14 protein-coding genes are annotated in these 17,051 nt (G+C 72.6%); 10 read left to right on the forward strand and 4 right to left on the reverse strand.

Annotated elements, in window-relative coordinates; translation table 11 throughout:
• The coding region (locus tag ACFWW9_RS16035) for a PLP-dependent cysteine synthase family protein (RefSeq protein ID WP_390377332.1) at nucleotides 1-965 on the forward strand (965 nt) is incomplete at its 5' end.
• Here ACFWW9_RS16035 and ACFWW9_RS16040 read toward each other — a convergent pair.
• From ACFWW9_RS16040 to ACFWW9_RS16050, 3 genes are read right to left on the reverse strand one after another with little or no spacing between them, the layout of a single operon-like run.
• On the reverse strand, nucleotides 940-2,448 hold the full coding sequence (locus tag ACFWW9_RS16040) for an AMP-binding protein (RefSeq protein WP_390377334.1): 1,509 nt from the start codon (nucleotides 2,446-2,448) through the stop codon (nucleotides 940-942). The two genes, ACFWW9_RS16035 and ACFWW9_RS16040, sit on opposite strands and share 26 nt — an antisense overlap.
• Before the next feature lies 1 nt (nucleotide 2,449).
• Nucleotides 2,450-3,568, reverse strand: a complete 1,119-nt coding sequence (locus tag ACFWW9_RS16045) for a DUF5938 domain-containing protein (RefSeq protein ID WP_390377337.1) — start codon at nucleotides 3,566-3,568, stop codon at nucleotides 2,450-2,452.
• Nucleotides 3,569-3,570: 2 nt separating this feature from the next.
• Nucleotides 3,571-4,362 carry an SDR family NAD(P)-dependent oxidoreductase gene (locus ACFWW9_RS16050; protein WP_390377339.1) on the reverse strand — a complete coding sequence of 264 codons (792 nt, stop codon included), beginning with the start codon at nucleotides 4,360-4,362 and terminating at the stop codon, nucleotides 3,571-3,573.
• Between the two features lie 120 nt (nucleotides 4,363-4,482).
• Here ACFWW9_RS16050 and ACFWW9_RS16055 point away from each other — a divergent pair, with 120 nt between their 5' ends.
• The 5 genes from ACFWW9_RS16055 (at nucleotide 4,483) to ACFWW9_RS16075 (ending at nucleotide 8,038) form a co-directional block, all read left to right on the forward strand.
• Nucleotides 4,483-5,115, forward strand: coding sequence for a TetR/AcrR family transcriptional regulator (locus ACFWW9_RS16055; protein ID WP_390377342.1), 633 nt, complete (start codon nucleotides 4,483-4,485; stop codon nucleotides 5,113-5,115).
• A 120-nt stretch (nucleotides 5,116-5,235) separates the two neighbouring features.
• Entirely contained in the window at nucleotides 5,236-5,868 is a 633-nt protein-coding gene (locus ACFWW9_RS16060) for a hypothetical protein (RefSeq protein ID WP_390377345.1), read from the forward strand.
• A complete protein-coding gene (locus tag ACFWW9_RS16065) occupies nucleotides 5,865-6,731 on the forward strand; it encodes a hypothetical protein (RefSeq protein ID WP_390377348.1) in 867 nt (288 codons plus the stop codon). The genes ACFWW9_RS16060 and ACFWW9_RS16065 overlap by 4 nt, the downstream gene beginning before the upstream one ends.
• On the forward strand, nucleotides 6,728-7,825 hold the full coding sequence (locus ACFWW9_RS16070) for an acyltransferase family protein (RefSeq protein ID WP_390377351.1): 1,098 nt from the start codon (nucleotides 6,728-6,730) through the stop codon (nucleotides 7,823-7,825). The genes ACFWW9_RS16065 and ACFWW9_RS16070 overlap by 4 nt, the downstream gene beginning before the upstream one ends.
• A 63-nt stretch (nucleotides 7,826-7,888) precedes the next feature.
• Nucleotides 7,889-8,038: a hypothetical protein gene (locus ACFWW9_RS16075; RefSeq protein WP_390377354.1), complete on the forward strand. Its 150-nt coding sequence runs from the start codon at nucleotides 7,889-7,891 to the stop codon at nucleotides 8,036-8,038.
• On the opposite strand, the gene ACFWW9_RS16080 is transcribed toward ACFWW9_RS16075, so the two are convergent.
• Nucleotides 8,025-8,846, reverse strand: a complete 822-nt coding sequence (locus ACFWW9_RS16080) for an alpha/beta fold hydrolase (RefSeq protein ID WP_390377356.1) — start codon at nucleotides 8,844-8,846, stop codon at nucleotides 8,025-8,027. The genes ACFWW9_RS16075 and ACFWW9_RS16080 overlap by 14 nt on opposite strands.
• 84 nt (nucleotides 8,847-8,930) lie before the next feature.
• Here ACFWW9_RS16080 and ACFWW9_RS16085 point away from each other — a divergent pair, with 84 nt between their 5' ends.
• From ACFWW9_RS16085 to atzF, 4 genes are all read left to right on the forward strand, one after another.
• Nucleotides 8,931-9,959 carry a sigma-70 family RNA polymerase sigma factor gene (locus ACFWW9_RS16085; protein WP_390377520.1) on the forward strand — a complete coding sequence of 343 codons (1,029 nt, stop codon included), beginning with the start codon at nucleotides 8,931-8,933 and terminating at the stop codon, nucleotides 9,957-9,959.
• 48 nt (nucleotides 9,960-10,007) lie between these two features.
• A complete protein-coding gene (locus ACFWW9_RS16090; protein ID WP_390377359.1) occupies nucleotides 10,008-11,654 on the forward strand; it encodes a caspase domain-containing protein in 1,647 nt (548 codons plus the stop codon).
• Nucleotides 11,655-11,821: 167 nt separating this feature from the next.
• Nucleotides 11,822-15,352, forward strand: coding sequence for an urea carboxylase (gene uca / locus ACFWW9_RS16095; protein WP_390377361.1), 3,531 nt, complete (start codon nucleotides 11,822-11,824; stop codon nucleotides 15,350-15,352).
• Nucleotides 15,349-17,040, forward strand: a complete 1,692-nt coding sequence (atzF, locus tag ACFWW9_RS16100) for an allophanate hydrolase (RefSeq protein WP_390377364.1) — start codon at nucleotides 15,349-15,351, stop codon at nucleotides 17,038-17,040. Before uca ends, atzF begins: the two co-directional genes overlap by 4 nt.
• The last annotated feature ends 11 nt before the right edge of the window (nucleotides 17,041-17,051 follow it).

A 17,051-nucleotide genomic window follows, 5' to 3' on the forward strand; every position in this document is an offset into this window, starting at 1 on the left:
CCTCCCTGGAGCACCTGATGCCGTTTCCCGGAGTCCTCTCCTCGCCGTTGGACGCGATCGGTGGCACGCCGCTGGTCGAGTTGCGGCACGTCGTGCCCGCGGGGTCGGCGCGGGTGCTGGTGAAGGTCGAGGGCGGGAACCCGACCGGCAGCTACAAGGACCGGATGGCGTTGGCGATCATCGAGGGCGCGGAACGCCGTGGCGCGCTGCGCGAGGGGATCCGGGTCGTGGAGTTCACCGGTGGCAGCACCGGGTCGTCGCTGGCGTTCGTGTGCGCGGTGAAGGGCTACCCGCTGTCGCTGGTGTCGTCGGACGCGTTCTCGCCGGAGAAGCTGCGCACGATGCGGGCGTTCGGCGCGGACCTCACGGTGGTGCCGAGCGACGGAGGGAGGGTCACGCCGGACCTGTTCGTGCGGATGCGCGAGGAGGTGGACCGGATCCTGGCTCGCGGGCACGCGCTGTGGACGGACCAGTTCCGCAACACCGACGCGCTGACCGGCTACGCGACCATGGGCCGGGAGATCCTGGAGCAGGCTGGGACCGTGGACGCGTTCTGCGCGGCCGTCGGCACCGGCGGCATGCTGCACGGCGTGGCCACGCCCCTGCGCGAGGGCGGCACGCGGATCGTGGCGCTCGAACCGGCGTCGTCGCCCGCGCTGACAGCGGGCACCGGCGGTCCGCACACCGTCGAGGGCACGGCCACCGGTGTCGTCCCGCCGCTGCTCACGCCAGGTGTCTACGACGAGGCCCTGGCGCTCGACGAGCCGGAGGCCCGCCGCCTCGCCCTGCGCCTGGCCAGGGAGGAGGGGATCTTCGCGGGCACGTCCAGCGCGCTCAACGTCCTGGGCGCGCTGAAGGTGGCCCGCGACCTCGGCGAGGGCCGCACGGTCGTCACGGTCGCGTGCGACACCGGCCTGAAGTACCTCGACGGTCCCCTGTTCAGCCCGACCGCAGACGCGCCTTGATGTCGGTCTTGAGCACCTTCCCCACGGTCGACCGGGGCAGGTCCGCCCACACGTGGACCTGCTTGGGAGCCTTCACGCTGCCGATCCGCGCCTTCACGAACGCCACCAGCTCGGCCGGGTCGGCCGTCACGTCCGGTTGGGCCTGGACGACGGCCACGACCCGTTCGCCCCACTTCTCGTCCGGCAGCCCGACCACGCCGCAGTCGCGCACGGCGGGGTGCGCCATCAGCGCCTGCTCGACCTCGGCCGAGTACACGTTGAAGCCGCCGGTGATGATCATGTCCTTGGCGCGGTCGACGATGAAGAGGTAGCCCTCGTCGTCGAGGTAGCCGATGTCGCCGGTGTGGTGCCAGCCGAACCGGGACGCCTCGGCCGTGGCCGCCGGGTCGCGGTAGTAGCCGCGCATGACCAACGAGCCGCGAACGACGATCTCGCCGCGCTCGCCGGTCGGCAGCAGGCCGCCGGACTCGTCCATGATCCCGACGGTGACCAGCGGTCCTGGCCGTCCGGCGGACGCCAGGCGCTCGCGCGCGACCGTGCCGTCGGCGTGGAAGTGCTCGGCCGGGGACAGCATCGACACCATCATCGGGGCCTCGGACTGGCCGAACAGCTGCGCCATCACCGGGCCGATCGCGGTCAGCGCCTGTTCCAGCCTGGCCGGGGACATCGGCGCGGCGCCGTACCAGAAGCACCGCAGCGAACTCAGGTCCGAAGTGGACAGGCTTTCGTGGGCGAGCAGCATGTAGATCAGCGTCGGCGGCAGGAACGTGTGCGTGACGCGGTGCCGTCCGATGAGGTCCAGGAACAGCCCCAGGTCGGGTGCGGGCATGACGACGATCTCGCCGCCCATCGCCATCACCGGGAAGCACAGCACGCCCGCCGCGTGGGTGAGCGGGGCCATCGCCAGGTACACCGGCCGGGGCTCGAACGGGTACGCCATGAGCGTCAGCGCCGTCATGGTCTCGAGGTTGCGGTCGGTGAGCTGCACGCCCTTGGGTCTGCCGGTCGTGCCGCCGGTGCCGACGATCATCACCGTGTCGTCCGGAGCCGAGGGGTCGTACTCCACGTCGTCGCCGTCGAGCCACTCGTCCAGCGACGCCAGCGGCACGATCGTGGTCAGCTTGGGCAGGTCGGGGGCGATCTCCGCGACCAGGTCGGCGTACGCGGGCGCGTGGATCAGCGCGACGCAGTCGAACAGGTCCAGCAGCTCGCGGTTCTCCCCCGCCGCGTTGCGCGGGTTGATCGGGCACCACACGGCACCGCGCCGGGCGATGCCGAACACGCACGCGAACGCCGTCGGGTCGTTGCCCGACAGCACCCCGACCTTGTCGCCCGCCCGGACGCCCGCGCGGGCCAGCGCGCGGGCGACCGAGTGCGACAGGTCCTGGACGTCGCCGTAGGTGAGCGACGTGCCGTCCATGGTCAGGCAGGGGGCGCCGCGACCGAGCGACGCCCCCTTGTCCAGGTAGGCCGTCAGGGACATGTCAGGTGTGCGCTTCCACGATCGGGTTGAGGACCAGCCCGAAGTTGCGCAGCACGCCGAGCAGCTCCCGGTGCCCGAACGCCTGGCAGGCCGACGCGAACCCGGCCCGGCGCGGGGCCTGCTGGAGCAGCGAGTACGCCGCGTACGCCTGGAGCAGGCCGGTCTGCTTGTAGTTGGAGTTGCCGTGGATGGCCACGTGCACGCGCCCGAGCGGACCGGACGCGTGCACGGAGTCGATGGAGGTGTTGACCCGCGGGTTCTCGCGCGGCGGCATGTCCGCCTGGAGGCTGTTGGCGATGTCGGACAGCGCCGCCTCCTGCGCCTCGGGGTCGAGCGGGCGGATCTGCTCCTCGAACATGCCGGTGGTGGCGACGACGCCGTCCATCACCGCGCGGTCCAGGACGCCGCCGGTCACCAGGCAGGTCGACACGCGCGGGTCGTCCTTGAACCACACCGGGTGCAGGGTGCCGCCCCACGGGACGGTGAGCGCGGTGCCGTGCTGACCGGGGACCACGCACTCGCGGGTCGCCCGGTGGTCCCACGCCACGTACTCGTTGTTCAGCAGGTGGAACCAGTCGGCCTTGAGGATGGTGAAGATCGTCTGCGTGGAGGCGTAGGTCGGGAAGCCCTTCCACAGCACCAGCATGTCGAGGGTGTCCAGGCCGGGCACGGTCTCCAGCGCGATGTTCGCGGCGATCTCGCCGGTGGTGTACATCTGCGCCACGCCCGGCGACAGCAGCAGCCCGGCGTCCTTGAACGCCTGGCCCCACTTCTCCTTCGCGGCCAGCGTCCAGTCCTGCTCGCCGGTGGTGTCCAGGTAGTGGCAGCCCGCCGCGAGGCTGGCCTCCACGGCCTCCGGGCCGAGCTTGATGAACGGGCCGACGGTGTTGCAGACGACGGACGCGCCGTCGAAGAGGGAGGTGAGCGCCTCGACGTCGTGGCTCACCTCGACGACCTCGTAGTCGGCGTTCTCGATGCCGGGGATCTTGTCGACGACCTCCTGCACCTTCTTCCCGTCGCGGCCCGCGGCGACGAACGGCACGTGGTACTCGCGGAGGTACTCGCAGATCAACCGGCCGGTGTAGCCGGACACCCCGTAGACGACGACTGGCTTGGTCATGGTCACATCCCCATTCCGCCGTCGACCGGCAGGCCCGCGCCGTTGACGAACCTGGAAGCGTCCGACGCCAGGAAGACGACGGCGTCGGCCATGTCGGACACCTCGCCGAGGCGTCCGGACGGGGTCAGCCCGACGACCGCGGCGACGGCGGCGTCCGGGCTCTCGAACAGGCCGATGCCCGCGGTCTCGACGGCGAGCTTGATGCCCATCTCGGTCGGGACCAGTCCGGGGTAGAGGCAGTTGACGCGCACGCCGTAGCCGAGCTTGCCGGACTCGGCGGCCGCGACGCGGGTGAGCCGGTCGACGGCGGACTTGGTGGCGGAGTAGCCCGCGATGGCGGGGAAGGCGATGGTGGCGGCGACCGAGGCGATGTTGATGATGGTGCCGCCGTTGCCCGCGGCGCCGCCGGGGCGCATGGCGCGCAGGCCGTGCTTGAGGCCGAGCATGGTGCCCAGGATGTTGATCTCGAGCATCTTGAGGGTCTCGGCGGCGTCGATGTCCACGAGCAGCGACGTGACCTCGATGCCCGCGTTGTTGACCACGATGTCGAGCCCGCCGAACTCGGCGACGGTGTGGGCGACGGCGCTCTCCCACGCGGCGTCGTCGGTGATGTCGAGCTCGACGAACGCGCCGCCCTCCAGGCCGGCCGCGGTCTGCTCCCCCGCGTCCTTGAGCACGTCGGCGATCATCACGCGGGCTCCCGCGGCGGCGAGCGCCGCCGCCATCCCCGCTCCGAGGCCGCGGGCTCCTCCGGTGACGAGCGCGCACCTCCCGGACAGATCCATTCGGCTCATCGCGTGCCGCCCTTCGCCATCGCCAGTGATGTGGACCACACGCTAGGAACGGTTTGGACGACTGTCAAGGTTTTCTTGGACGATCGTCAAGACGTGGCGGATCGGCTACTGTCAGCGGCGATGTCCACCGCAGAGAAGGTCGACCGCGTCTCCCGCCGCCAGGTCGACAAGTTCGAGGAGCGCCGCCGCGAGCTCGCGGACGCGGCGCTCCAAACGCTGTCCGAACTGGGCTACGCGCGCACGAGCCTGCGGGAGATCGCGCAGAACTCCTCGTTCTCGCACGGCGTGCTGCACTACTACTTCCGCGACAAGGTCGAGCTGATCACGTACTGCGTCCGGCAGTACAAGTCCGTGTGCTCGCAGCGCTACGACAAGATCGTCGCCACGGCCGACTCGACCGACGAGCTGGCGAGCGGGTTCCTCGACGCGCTGATCACCACGCTCGTCGAGGACGCCACGATGCACCGGCTCTGGTACGACCTCCGCTCGCAGGCCCTCTTCGAGGACTCGTTCCGCGAGGACGTCCTGGAGATCGACGCCATGCTGGAGCGGATGATCTGGCGCGTGCTGTCCCGCTACGCGGAGCTGGCGGGCTCGGAGATCGCGGGCTCCTCCCCCGCCGTGTACGCGATGTTCGACGGCCTGTTCCAGCAGGCGCTGCTGCGCCACCTCGCCGGGCAGCCGGACGCCGGGGCGAACCTGCGCGCGAACGTGACCGGGCTGGTGGGCGTCCTCGTGCCGCCCGCGGCCTGACCGTCCACAGTGGACGTGATCACCGGTTGGGCCGATGCCCGCACCGCAGACCGATCCGTCTGAGAGAATTCCTGGCAGGCGCCGGTGAGCGCCGCTCGTCCCGTAGCCAGGAGCACCCGTATGGCGCCACCACCGCGCGCGGCAGGCGTCGCGGCCACGCTCGTCGTCCTCGTCGGGCTGTCGGCGGGGGCGTGGGCGCTCGGTGGCGACCGCGGGGACGGCGGCGACCCGCGATCCCTGCGCGGCGGCACGGTGTACGGCGATCCGCGGCTGCCGAAGTCGGCCGCGCAGCCGCCCTCGTTGACCGAACCGACGGGGCGGGTGTCGGTGCGGCTGTCCGGGTCCGTGGCGAAGATCGCCAACGCGGACGTGCTGGGCGACGCCGACCTGCTGGTGCTCAAGGCGTGGGTGAGGTCGATCTCCGTCGTCGTGACGCACGACGCCGAGGTGACGCGCGGCGTCTGGCTGTTCACGCCCAAGGCCGAGCAGGCGTCCAAGGGGCTGATGAACGCCATCGAACTGCTCTACGGGCGGGTCGGCTACCGGCCGATCCCCACCCGGCACCCGGAGGTCGTGGCGCTGCGGTTCACGCCGGGGGCCGGGGAGTCCGGCCCGATCACCTACCGCGCCCACTACGCCAGCAGCCGGGGCGTGGTGCGGGTCGAGGCGTTCGGCCCCGACGGGACCACGGCGGACCTCGCGTTCCTCGAGTTGCTGGACGCGCAGCTCCGCACCCTCCCGCCCATCTCATGAGGGAGGGCTCCGCGGTGCTCGCCCGCGCGTTCGGGATCTGCCTGGTGGTCTACAGCTTCCTCGGCGGGCTGTGGCTCGACCGGCACGGTCAGCGCTTCGGCCTGGTCGACGTGGTGCGCGAGTGGCTCGACCGGCCGCTCGGCATCGGCGAGGACTTCGGCGTGCTCGGCCTGATGCTCCTGCTGCTGGCGAGCGGCCACGCCGTGAAGCCGGGTCTCGACGTGCCCCGGCTGGTCCGGATCGCGGTGCCCGCCGGGGTCGGCGCGGTGCTCGCGGGCGTGCTCCCGCTGCTCGGCGGCGAGGTCCTGGTCGAGCCGCTGGTGTGGGTCGTCGCGATCGAGCTGGTGCTCTGGCCGGTCGGCGCGCTGGCGGCCAGGACGCCCGCGTGGCTGGTTCCGCTGGCCCTGTTGCTGCTGGTGGGGGTGTTCTTGCTGGTGGGCGTGTCGACGGGGTTCGCGATGCCGGTGGTGCTGTTCCCGCTGGCCGTGCTCGGCCTGGTGCTCGGCGACGACCGCCTGCCGGGGTGGGCGGCGGTGCTGTTCGGGCTCGCGGTGTGGGGGCTGCTGGCGTGGACCGAGGCCGTCGTGCCCGGTGTCGCGCAGTGGTGGTACCCGCTGACCGCGCTGGTCGCGGTGCTGGTGTTCCTGGTGGCGCTGCGCGCCGACGACACGGTCGGCACACGCCCCGCCGTCCGGTGGCTCGCCGGGCGTTCCCGCTGGCTGCTCGTGCTCACGGGCACGCTCGGCTGGACCGTCCTCGGCCTCGGACTCCCCTTCCCGATCGGCTTCCCGCTCGCCCTCGCGGCGGTGCTGGTGGTCGCCGAACTCCCCCGCCTCCGGCGGACCAGCGAGGTGTCGGCGTGACGGCCACCGAGGAGACCGCGGTCGCCGCGCCGGTGCGGGCGGGCTACCTGCACGGGCTCGACGTGCTGCGGGTCGTCGCGTCGGTGTCGATCGCCTACCACCACCTCGCGGCGTGGATCCACGGCGGCCGCGACAACAGCTTCCCGTTCGGCGACGCCCTGAACGCGGCGACCGGCACGCTGCACCTGCGGGGCGAGCTGAGCTTCGTCGGCGTCGCGATGATGCTGCTGATCTCCGGGCTCGTGGTCACCAGGGTGGCGTTCCGCGAGCGGCCGGTGGAGTTCCTGACCCGGCGTGCGGTGCGGGTGTTGCCGGTGATGTGGGTGGCGCTGCCGATCAGCTTCGCGTTCGTGGTGGCGGGCCTGACGCCGTCGATGGCTCCGCAGTCGGCGGCGACGGTGTCGAACCTGCTGCTGGACACGTGGTTCGGCACGTACATCGTGCCCGGCGCCACGTCGATCCTGCCCATCACCTGGTCGTTGATGGTGCAGCTGGTGTTCTACGCCTTCACCGCGCTGATGATCCTGCCGCTGCGGCGGTGGCCGTGGCTGCCGCCCGCGGTCGCGGCGGCGGCCATCTCGATCACGATGTCGCTGGTGCCGGAGGCGGCGGCCGCCCCGACCCGCACGATCGTGGCGTTCCTGCCGATCGTCTTCATCGGCCAGATCATCGCGCTGGTGCGGCTGGGCCGCGTCCGCCTCGGCGTCGGGCTGCTGCTCGGGGCCGCGCACTTCCTGCTGTTCATCCGGGCCGAGCTGGTGGCCGTGTCGATGCTCAGCGGCGACGGTTACCAGAACGCGCTGCTCATCGACATCCTCGTGGTGATCCTCGGCATGGACGCGAGCGGCCGGATCGCCCGGTCCCGGTGGATCGCCGTCCTGGCCAAGCGGACGTACTCCGTCTACCTCCTGCACATGCCGATCATGTTCGGCGTGCTCGGGTGGCTGAAACCGCTGGTCGGGCTGCCGTTGGCGGTGCTGGGCGCGCTGCTGGCGACGGCGTTGGGCGTCGAGCTGTTCCACCGGTACGTGGAGATGCCGACCACCACGACGTTGCGGCGGCTGCTCGACCGCGAGCGCCACTCGACCGGGTGACTTCCGCTAACGACTCGACGGCTTCCGCTGACCCCACGGGCACAGCCTTCGAGGAGTGGGACCGTGTCTGGCGGAAGTCGAGCGGCGATAGCCGTGCTGGTGGCGGCGGTGTTCGCCGCCGTGGGCGTGGCCCTGTGCTGGACGGTCGGCGACGCCGCCACGGACCCGCGACCGGAGGTGAGCGGGCCCGTGGCGTCCCTCAGCTCCCCTTGAGCACCTCGCGCAGCCGGGTCTCGAACGCGGCGGCGTCCTGGGCGAAGCCGATGTGGTCGCCGGGGAACATCGTCGGCTCGAGCCCCAGCGCCGCGGCGAGCGCCCTGGACGTGCGGTCGCAGATCTGGTCCGTCGACTCCTCGCCGATGCCGATCACGACGCGGGTCGTGGTCGAGCGCAGCCCGTCGACGTCCGGCTCGAACGCGATGGTGGGTCGCATCATGTGCTCGTGCTGGAAGGTGTCGTCGGCGATCTGCTGGGCGTCCCGCTCGCCGGTGAACATCATCTGGAACACCTCCTCGGGCATCCGGATGTTGGCCTGGTCCAGGAACTTGCGCCACGCGCCGACGGTGTCGCCCGCCTTGTGCAGGGCGATGATCTCCTCGGTGCCCGCGCGCAGCTCGTCGCGGTCCGGCAGCAGCTCCAGCAGCGGCGGCTCGTGCGCGATCACGGTGTGCACGAGGTCCGGGCGGGCCTGGGTGAGGGCCAGCGCGCTGACCGCGCCGCCGCTGGACCCGAGCACCACGGCCGGGCCCGCGTCGACGTGCTCGATGAGCCTGGCGAGGTCGTCCGCGCGCATCTCGGGCGTGGAGTCCTGGTCGAGGTGGTCGACCTCGCTGCGGTTGATGCCGCGCGGGTCGGTGGTGAGCACCGTGTGGTCGGCGGCGAGCAGGTCGGCCAGCGGCTCGAACGACCGGGCGTCCATCGGGGCGCCGACGAGCACGACGAGCGGTCCGACGCCGCGCACCTCGTAGTGCAGCAGCGCGTCCGGCACGCGGAGGGTCTCGACGGTCGACGGGTGGTTCATCGTTCCTCCTGGGAAAAGGCCTGGTCTGCGTGTTCGGAGGTAAGTGACCGACGGGGTGGGGCAGAATCATCGGTCGTGAGCGAAGTGAACTCGGGAATCGCGGAAACCGCTGAGGATCCCGACCTGGCCAGGGCGCGCGAGGGAGACGACGCCGCCTTCAGCAGGCTGCTCGAACCGCTCCGCCGCGAGCTGCACGCCCACTGCTACCGGATGCTCGGCTCCACCTACGACGCCGACGACGCCCTCCAGGACGCCCTGCTGCGCGCGTGGAAGGGCCTGCCGAGGTTCGAGGGCCGCAGCTCGCTGCGCTCGTGGCTCTACACCGTCGCCACCCGCACGTGCCTGGACGCCGTCGCGAGCCGCGGCAGGCGCGCGCTGCCCGTGGACCTCGGCCCGTCGAGCGACCGCGCGGTGACCGGTGCGACCCCGGTGACGGACGTGGCGTGGCTCAGCCCGTACCCCGACACCGGCCTCACCGCCGGTCCGGCCGCCCCGGACGCCCGCTACGAGCAGCGGGAGGCCGTCGAGCTGGCGTTCGTCGCCGCGCTGCAACACCTGCCGGGCAACCAGCGGGCCGCGCTGCTGCTGTTCGAGGTGCTCGGCTACTCCCCCGCCGAGATCGCCACGACCATGGACACCACCACCGCGTCGGTGAACAGCGCGCTGCAACGGGCGCGCGCCACCGTGTCCGGCAAGATCCCGGCCCGCACCCAGCAGCGGACGCTGCGGATGATGGAGGACGCCCAGGTGCGCGGGATCGTCGCGTCCTTCTCGTCCGCGCTGGAACGCGGTGACGCCGACGCCCTCGTGGCGCTGCTGACCGAGGACGTCACCTGGTCGATGCCGCCCCTGCCGCACTGGTATTCCGGCATCGACGCCGTCATGGACTTCGCCACCACCATCCCGCTCACCTCCTGCGGCTCGTGGAAGCACCTCCCCACCACGGCCAACGGCCAGCCCGCCGTGGGCTGCTACCTGTGGAACGAGGAGGCGGGCGCGCACCGGGCGTGGTCGATCAACGTCCTGACCCTGCGCGACGGCCGGATCGGCGACGTCACGTCGTTCATCGGCACCGAGCACTTCGTGGCCGCGGGGCTGCCGACCTCGGTGTGAAACAAGATCGGGCCTCCTGACGACTACCCGGTGGGCGGAGGGAGTCCGATGGGTGGCCGCCGCACGGCACTGATCATCGCCAACGACGTCTACGAGCACGCCGGTCTGCGCGCGCTCCGCTCGCCGTCCGCGGACGCGGCGGCGCTCGCGGAGGTCCTGTCCGACCGGCGGATCAGCGACTTCGACGTGCACGTGGTGCGCGACGAGACCGCGCACGCCGTACTCGGCCGCATCGAGGACCTGTTCTCCGACGCCCGGCCGGACGACGTGCTGCTGCTGCACTTCTCCTGCCACGGCCTCAAGAGCGAGTCCGGCGAACTGCACTTCGCGATGCGCGACACCCGCCCGGACCGCCTCCGGTCGACCGCCGTGTCGGCCGACTACGTGCAGCGCTGCATGGCGACGAGCCGGTCGCGGAGCATCGTGCTGCTGCTGGACTGCTGCTACGGCGGCGCGTACCGGCAGGGCGTCGCCGTGCGCGCGGCGGGCGACGCGCACGTGTTCGACAGCTTCGCGGGCGGCCGGGGCCGGGCGGTGATCACGGCGTCGAGCGCGATGGAGTACGCGTTCGAGGGCGACCACCTCACCGACGACCAGCCGCCGCGGCCGTCGGTGTTCACCGCCGCCGTGGTCGAGGGCCTCGCCACGGGCGCGGCCGACCGCGACGCGGACGGCCTGATCGGGCTCGGCGAGCTGTACGACTACGTGTTCGAGAAGGTCCGCGACCGCAACCCCCACCAGACGCCCAGCCGCGACGTGGAGATGCAGGGCGAGCTGTACCTGGCGCGCAGCGACCGCAAGCGGGCCACCGACGTGGCGGGGCTCGACGAGGTGCGGGACCGGTTGGCGAGCGGGGACCTCCGCGAGGCCTACGACCTGCTCGCGCGACTGGCGAACGCCGACCAGGCCGTGGTGGAGGCTCCGATCGTCGGCGAACCGAGAACCCCGGAGCCCAAGTCCGCCACTCCCGTCGCGGGCGCGCTGGCGATCGTCTCCGCGCTGGTCATGACCATGGGGGCGTTCCTCGGCAGTTCCTACCAGGAGACGATCCAGCAGGACCTGCCGTTCGGCCTCTGGTACTTCACCGCGATGATCGTGTCGGCGTTCGGCGGTGGGGCGCTGCTCCTGGGCACCTCGCGGAAACCCCTGCCCGCCACGGGGTTCCTCGCCGGGCTCGCGATCACGGCGACCTGGGGTGTGGCGCTGATCGGCGCCTCGCTGGCCAAGGGCGACAGCAGTCCCGGCTACCCCGGCATGTGGGTGGTGTCGGCGGGCCTCGTGCTGCTGATGGGGGCGAGCGGCCTCGCCGTGGGCTCGGTCGGGCGCGCGGGTCTGGTGGGCCTCACCCGACGTCGCGCCGACGGCTTGGCGGTGGTGACCGTCCTGGTCGCGGTGCTGGGTGTCACCCTGCTGTCCACCTGGGTCGGTCACGTCCAGGAAGGGTTCGGCTTCGCGATCACCGTGGTTCCCGCGGCGATCGCGCTCGTGGCGCAGATCGGCGCGCTCTTCCTCGCACCGCGCCGGTTCGCGTTCGCGGTGGTGCTCGGGTGGGCGGTGGGCACCCTGTTCCTCGGGTTCTCCCTGTGGGACCTGGCCACCGAGCTGCACACCAACCGGACCGACCTGGTCCCGTTCCTCTGCTCGCTGCCGATCGCCCTGGCTCTGGCGGGGCTGCGCAGCCGTCCCACCTCCTGATCATCCGCTGATCATTGTTACGCGCGCGCCCGCCACCTGGTTACGCGGGGAAACGTGCCGGACATCAGGAGACGCTGTCTCCGAAACACGCTGTTCTTAGGTTCCCGCAAGTGAATACAGCCGTGTCGACAGGGCTGTATACAGCTTTCGACCGCGGGAGGCCGACCTTGTTCGACACCGTGCTCGTCGCCAACCGGGGTGAGATCGCCTGTCGGGTGATCAGGTCGGTCAAGGCCCTCGGGCTGCGTGCGGTGGCGGTCTACTCCGAGGTCGACGCGGGCGCTCCGCACACGGCCATGGCCGACGAGGCGGTGTGCGTCGAGAGCTACCTGGACGGGGCCGCGATCCTGGCGGCGGCCAAGGCGTCCGGCGCGGGCGCGGTGCACCCCGGTTACGGGTTCCTGTCGGAGAACGCGGAGTTCGCGCGGGCCGTTACGGGGGCCGGGCTGGTGTTCGTCGGGCCGACGCCGGAGCAGCTGGAGTTGTTCGGGGACAAGCACACCGCGCGTGAGGCGGCCGCGAAGGCTGGCGTGCCGTTGCTCGCGGGCAGCGGGCTGCTCGACGGCGTGGAGGCGGCCCTCGACGCGGCGGCGGCGATCGGGTACCCGGTGATCCTGAAGGCCACCTCCGGTGGTGGTGGCATCGGGTTGCGGCCGTGTGCCGACGACGGCGAGCTGCGGGCGGCGTTCGACGGGGTGCGCAGGCTGGCGGAGGCGCACTTCGGGTCCGGCGGGGTGTTCGTCGAGCGGTTCGTGGCGCGGGCGCGGCACGTGGAGGTGCAGGTCTTCGGCGACGGGACCGGCGCGGTGGTCGTGCTGGGCGACCGGGACTGCTCGGTGCAGCGCCGCAACCAGAAGGTGGTGGAGGAGGCGCCCGCGTTCGGGCTCGCCGCCGACGTCCGCGCGCTGCTGCACCGGACGGCGCGGGACCTCTGCGCGTCGGTGGCCTACCGCAGCGCGGGCACGGTCGAGTTCGTCCTCGACGTGGAGCGCGGCGAGGTGTCGTTCCTGGAGGTCAACACGCGGTTGCAGGTCGAGCACCCGGTGACCGAGGAGGTCACGGGCCTGGACCTGGTCGCGTGGATGCTGCGGCTCGCGCTGGGCGAGGACGTCCTGGCCGACGCCGTTCCCGAGCCGACCGGGCACGCGATCGAGGCCCGCGTGTACGCCGAGGACCCGGTGCGCGACTTCCAGCCCAGCTCCGGGCTGGTGACCAGGGCCGAGTTCCCCGACGACGCGCGGGTGGACGGGTGGATCGAGACCGGGTTGACCGTGTCGCCGCACTACGATCCCTTGCTGGCCAAGGTGATCGTCCACGGCGTCGACCGGGCGGACGCCGTGGCACGGCTGGGCGAGGCGCTCGCCGCCACCCGGATCGACGGCGTGCGGACGAACCTGGGGCAGTTGCGCGGGATCTGCGCCGACGACCGCTTCCGCACCGCCTCGCACACCACGTCCGACGCCTTCGCCGACACCGAGCCGCGGATCGACGTGCTGCGCGGCGGCACGTCCACGACCGTGCAGGACTGGCCGGGCCGCACCGGGTACTGGCAGGTGGGCGTCCCGCCGAGCGGGCCGATGGACGACCGGTCGTTCCGGCTGGGCAACCTGGCGCTGGGCAACCCCGAGGGCGCGCCGGGCCTGGAGTGCACCCTGGAGGGTCCGGCGCTGCGGTTCGGCGTCACCACCACGATCTGCGTCACGGGCGCGCCCGCCGTCATCACGATCGACGAAACCCCTGTCCCGCAATGGGAACCACTCACCGTCCACGCCGGGTCCACTGTGGACGTCGCCGCACCGCCCGGACCGGGGATGCGGACGTACGTGCTGGTGCGCGGCGGCCTCGACGTGCCGGAGTACCTCGGCAGCGCGGCCACGTTCACCGCGGGCTCGTTCGGCGGCCACGCCGGTCGCGCCCTGCGCGCGGGCGACGTCCTGTGCCCCAGCAGCGCCACGACCACCGAACCGACGCCGGTCACGGCCAGACCGGAGTTCCACACCGACTGGGACGTCGAGGTGTCCGAGGGCCCGCACGCGGCCCCGGAGTTCCTCACCCGCGAAGGCCTGGCCCGGTTCTACGGCACCGCGTGGACCGTGCACGCCCAGTCCGCGCGCAACGGCGTCCGGCTCAGCGGGCCCAAGCAGCTCTGGGCGCGGCAGGACGGCGGCGAGGCCGGGCTGCACCCGTCGAACGTGCACGACACCGCGTACTCGATCGGGGCCGTCAACGTCTCCGGTGAGACGCCGGTCCTGCTCGGTCCGGACGGTCCGAGCCTCGGCGGGTTCATCTGCCCCGTCACGGTCGTCTCGGGGGCCCGCTGGAAGATCGGCCAGCTCCGGCCCGGCGACACGGTCCGGTTCCGCCCGGTCCCCGAGGCCACGGCCACCGCGCTGCACCGGCTGGACGCCCCGGCCCGACCGCTCGCGGTGGGCGGCGACGGTGACGACGGCGTGCTCGCCCGCCACGACGGCGAGCCGCCGGTGACCTACCGGCGCGGCGGCCACGACAACGTGCTCGTCGAGTACGGGGACATGGTGCTGGACCTCGGTCTGCGGCTGCGGGTGCACGCCCTGATGGAGGCGCTGACCGCGCTCGCGCCGCCCGGCATCGTCGACATGACACCGGGTGTGCGGTCGCTGCACCTGCACACCGATCCGGACGTGCTGCCGCCGCGGACCCTCCTCGGGCTGCTGCGCGAGGCCGAGGCCGCGCTCCCCGACGTGTCCGGGCTGGTCGTGCCGAGCCGGGTCGTGCGCCTGCCGCTGTCCTTCGACGACCCGTCGATCCACGAGGCGATCAGCCGCTACACGACCGGTGTCCGCGACGACGCGCCCTGGAACCCGGACAACGTCGAGTTCGTCCGCCGGATCAACGGCCTGGCGAGCCCGGACGAGGTGCGCGACATCGTGTTCGCGGCCTCCTACCTGGTGCTGGGGCTCGGCGACGTGTACCTCGGCGCGCCCGCCGCCACCGCGCTCGACCCGCGCCACCGGCTCGTGACGACCAAGTACAACCCGGCCCGCACGTGGACGCCGGAGGGCGGCGTCGGGCTCGGCGGCGCGTACCTGTGCGTCTACGGCATGGAGAGCCCCGGCGGCTACCAGCTCATCGGCCGGACCGTGCCCATCTGGTCCGGGCTGCGGCAGCACGGCCCGTTCGAGCCGGGGGTGCCGTGGCTGCTGCGGTTCTTCGACCGGATCGAGTTCTACCCGGTCGGGGCCCAGGAGTTGCTGGACGTGCGCGCGGACCTCCAGGCTGGCCGGACCGACCTGGCGATCACCGACGGCGAGTTCGTGCTCGCCGACCACGAGTGGTTCCTCAGGACGCACGCCGACCAGATCGCCGCGTTCCGCGCCCGGCAGGCCGCCGCGTTCGAGGCCGAGCGGCGGGCGTGGTTGGCCTCGGGCGAGTTCGCCCCGCGCCCGGAGCCGGAACCCCTGGCTCGGCCGGAGGTCAGCGTCCCGCCGGGCGGCAGCCTCGTGGCCGCGCCGCTGAGCGCCAGCGTGTGGCAGATCGACGCCCGTCCCGGCGACGCGGTCGTCGCGGGCCAGGCGCTGATGCTCCTGGAGGCCATGAAGCTGGAGGTCGTGGTGCGCGCGCCGGTCGACGGCGTGGTCGCCGACGTCCTGGTCACCCCCGGCCAGCACCTCACCGCGGGCCAACCCCTCGTCGTCATCGCCGATCGGAGGGCCGCGTGAAGGCCACGTCCCGAGTCCGTGCCGCGTACGCGCGGATCGCCGAGGTCGACCGGCCGGAGGTGTGGATCCTGCTGCGCGGCGAGGAGGACGTGCTCACCGAGGCCAAGGCCCTGGAGGAACGGCTGGCCGCGGGCGAGTCGCTGCCGCTCGCGGGGCTGCTGGTGGCGGTGAAGGACAACGTGGACGTCGCCGGGCTGCCCACCACCGCGGGCTGCCCCTCGTTCGCCTACCACCCCGACACGACCGCGCCCGCCGTGGCACGGCTGGTCGACGCGGGCGCACTGGTGCTCGGCAAGACCAACCTCGACCAGTTCGCCACCGGCCTCGTGGGCACCCGCAGCCCGCACCACGGCGCGGTCCGCAACGCCCTCGACCCGACCAGGATCTCCGGCGGCTCCAGCTCCGGGTCCGCCGTCGCGGTCGCGCTCGGCATCGCCGACCTGGGCGTCGGCACCGACACCGCCGGCTCGGGGCGAGTGCCCGCGGCGTTCAACGGGATCGTCGGCGTCAAGGCGACCCTCGGCCTGGTGCCCAACACCGGTGTCGTCCCGGCGTGCCGGTCCTACGACTGCGTCACGGTCTTCGCCACCACGCTGACGCTCGCGCAGACCGCCGTGGCGCTGATGACCGGCCCCGACCCCGACGACCCGCGCAGCCGCACGTGGCCCGCCGACGTGCGGCTGTCCGCCGGGCCGAACCCGGTGGTCGCGGTGCCGCGCGACGAGGACCTCGCCCCGCTGTCGCCGGACGCCCGCCGGGCGTTCGCCGAGGTCGTCGACCGGCTGCACGCCGCGGGCGCGTCCACGAGGACGGTCGACGTCAGCGACATGCTCGACGCCGCCACCCTGCTCTACGAGGGCACGCTGGTCGCCGAGCGGCACGCCGCCGTGGGCGCGTTCGTGGACGCGCATCCCGACGACGTCGACCCCAGCGTCCGGACCATCATCGGCGCGGCGGCGAAGCCGACCGCCCGCGACCACGTCGTGGACCTCGAACGACTCGACCAGCACCGGTCCCGCGCCGCGCACACCCTGGCGGGCACGGTCGCGCTGCTGCTGCCGACCGCGCCCGAGCACCCGACGCTGGCCGAGGTCGCCGCGAACCCGCTCGGGGTCAACCGACGGCTCGGCACCTACACGAACCTGGTCAACCTCCTGGACCTCGCGGCCGTCGCGGTCCCCGGCGGCGTCGCCGACGGCGGACCGTTCGGGGTCAGCGTCGTGACCCGCGCGTTCGACGACCAGGTCGGGTTCGACGTCGCCGCGCTGCTCACCGGCGAACAGGCCGCCACGCCGTACCCGGACACCGGGGTCGACCTCGTCGTGTTCGGCGCGCACCTGCGCGGCCAGCCGCTCAACCCCCAGCTCACCGCGCTCGGCGCGCGGTACTCCGGCGAGGTCACGACCGCGCCCGAGTACCGGATGGTCGTGATCACCGGCCCTCCGGACAAACCCGGCATCGTCCACACCGGACCGGAAGGCGGTGCCGCACTGCCCGGCGAACGCTGGGCCCTCTCCCCCGCCGCACTGGGTCGGTTCCTCGCCGCGCTGCCCGCGCCGATGAGCCTCGGCCCGATCACCCTCGCCGACGGCAGCGCCGCCCTCGGGTTCCACTGCGACCACGCCACCGCGATGTCCGCCGAGGACATCACGCGCTTCGGCGGCTGGCTCCCCTACCTCGCGCGCTGACATCCCCCGGT

The organism is Umezawaea sp. NPDC059074, assembly GCF_042738955.1.
Classification (GTDB): domain Bacteria; phylum Actinomycetota; class Actinomycetes; order Mycobacteriales; family Pseudonocardiaceae; genus Umezawaea.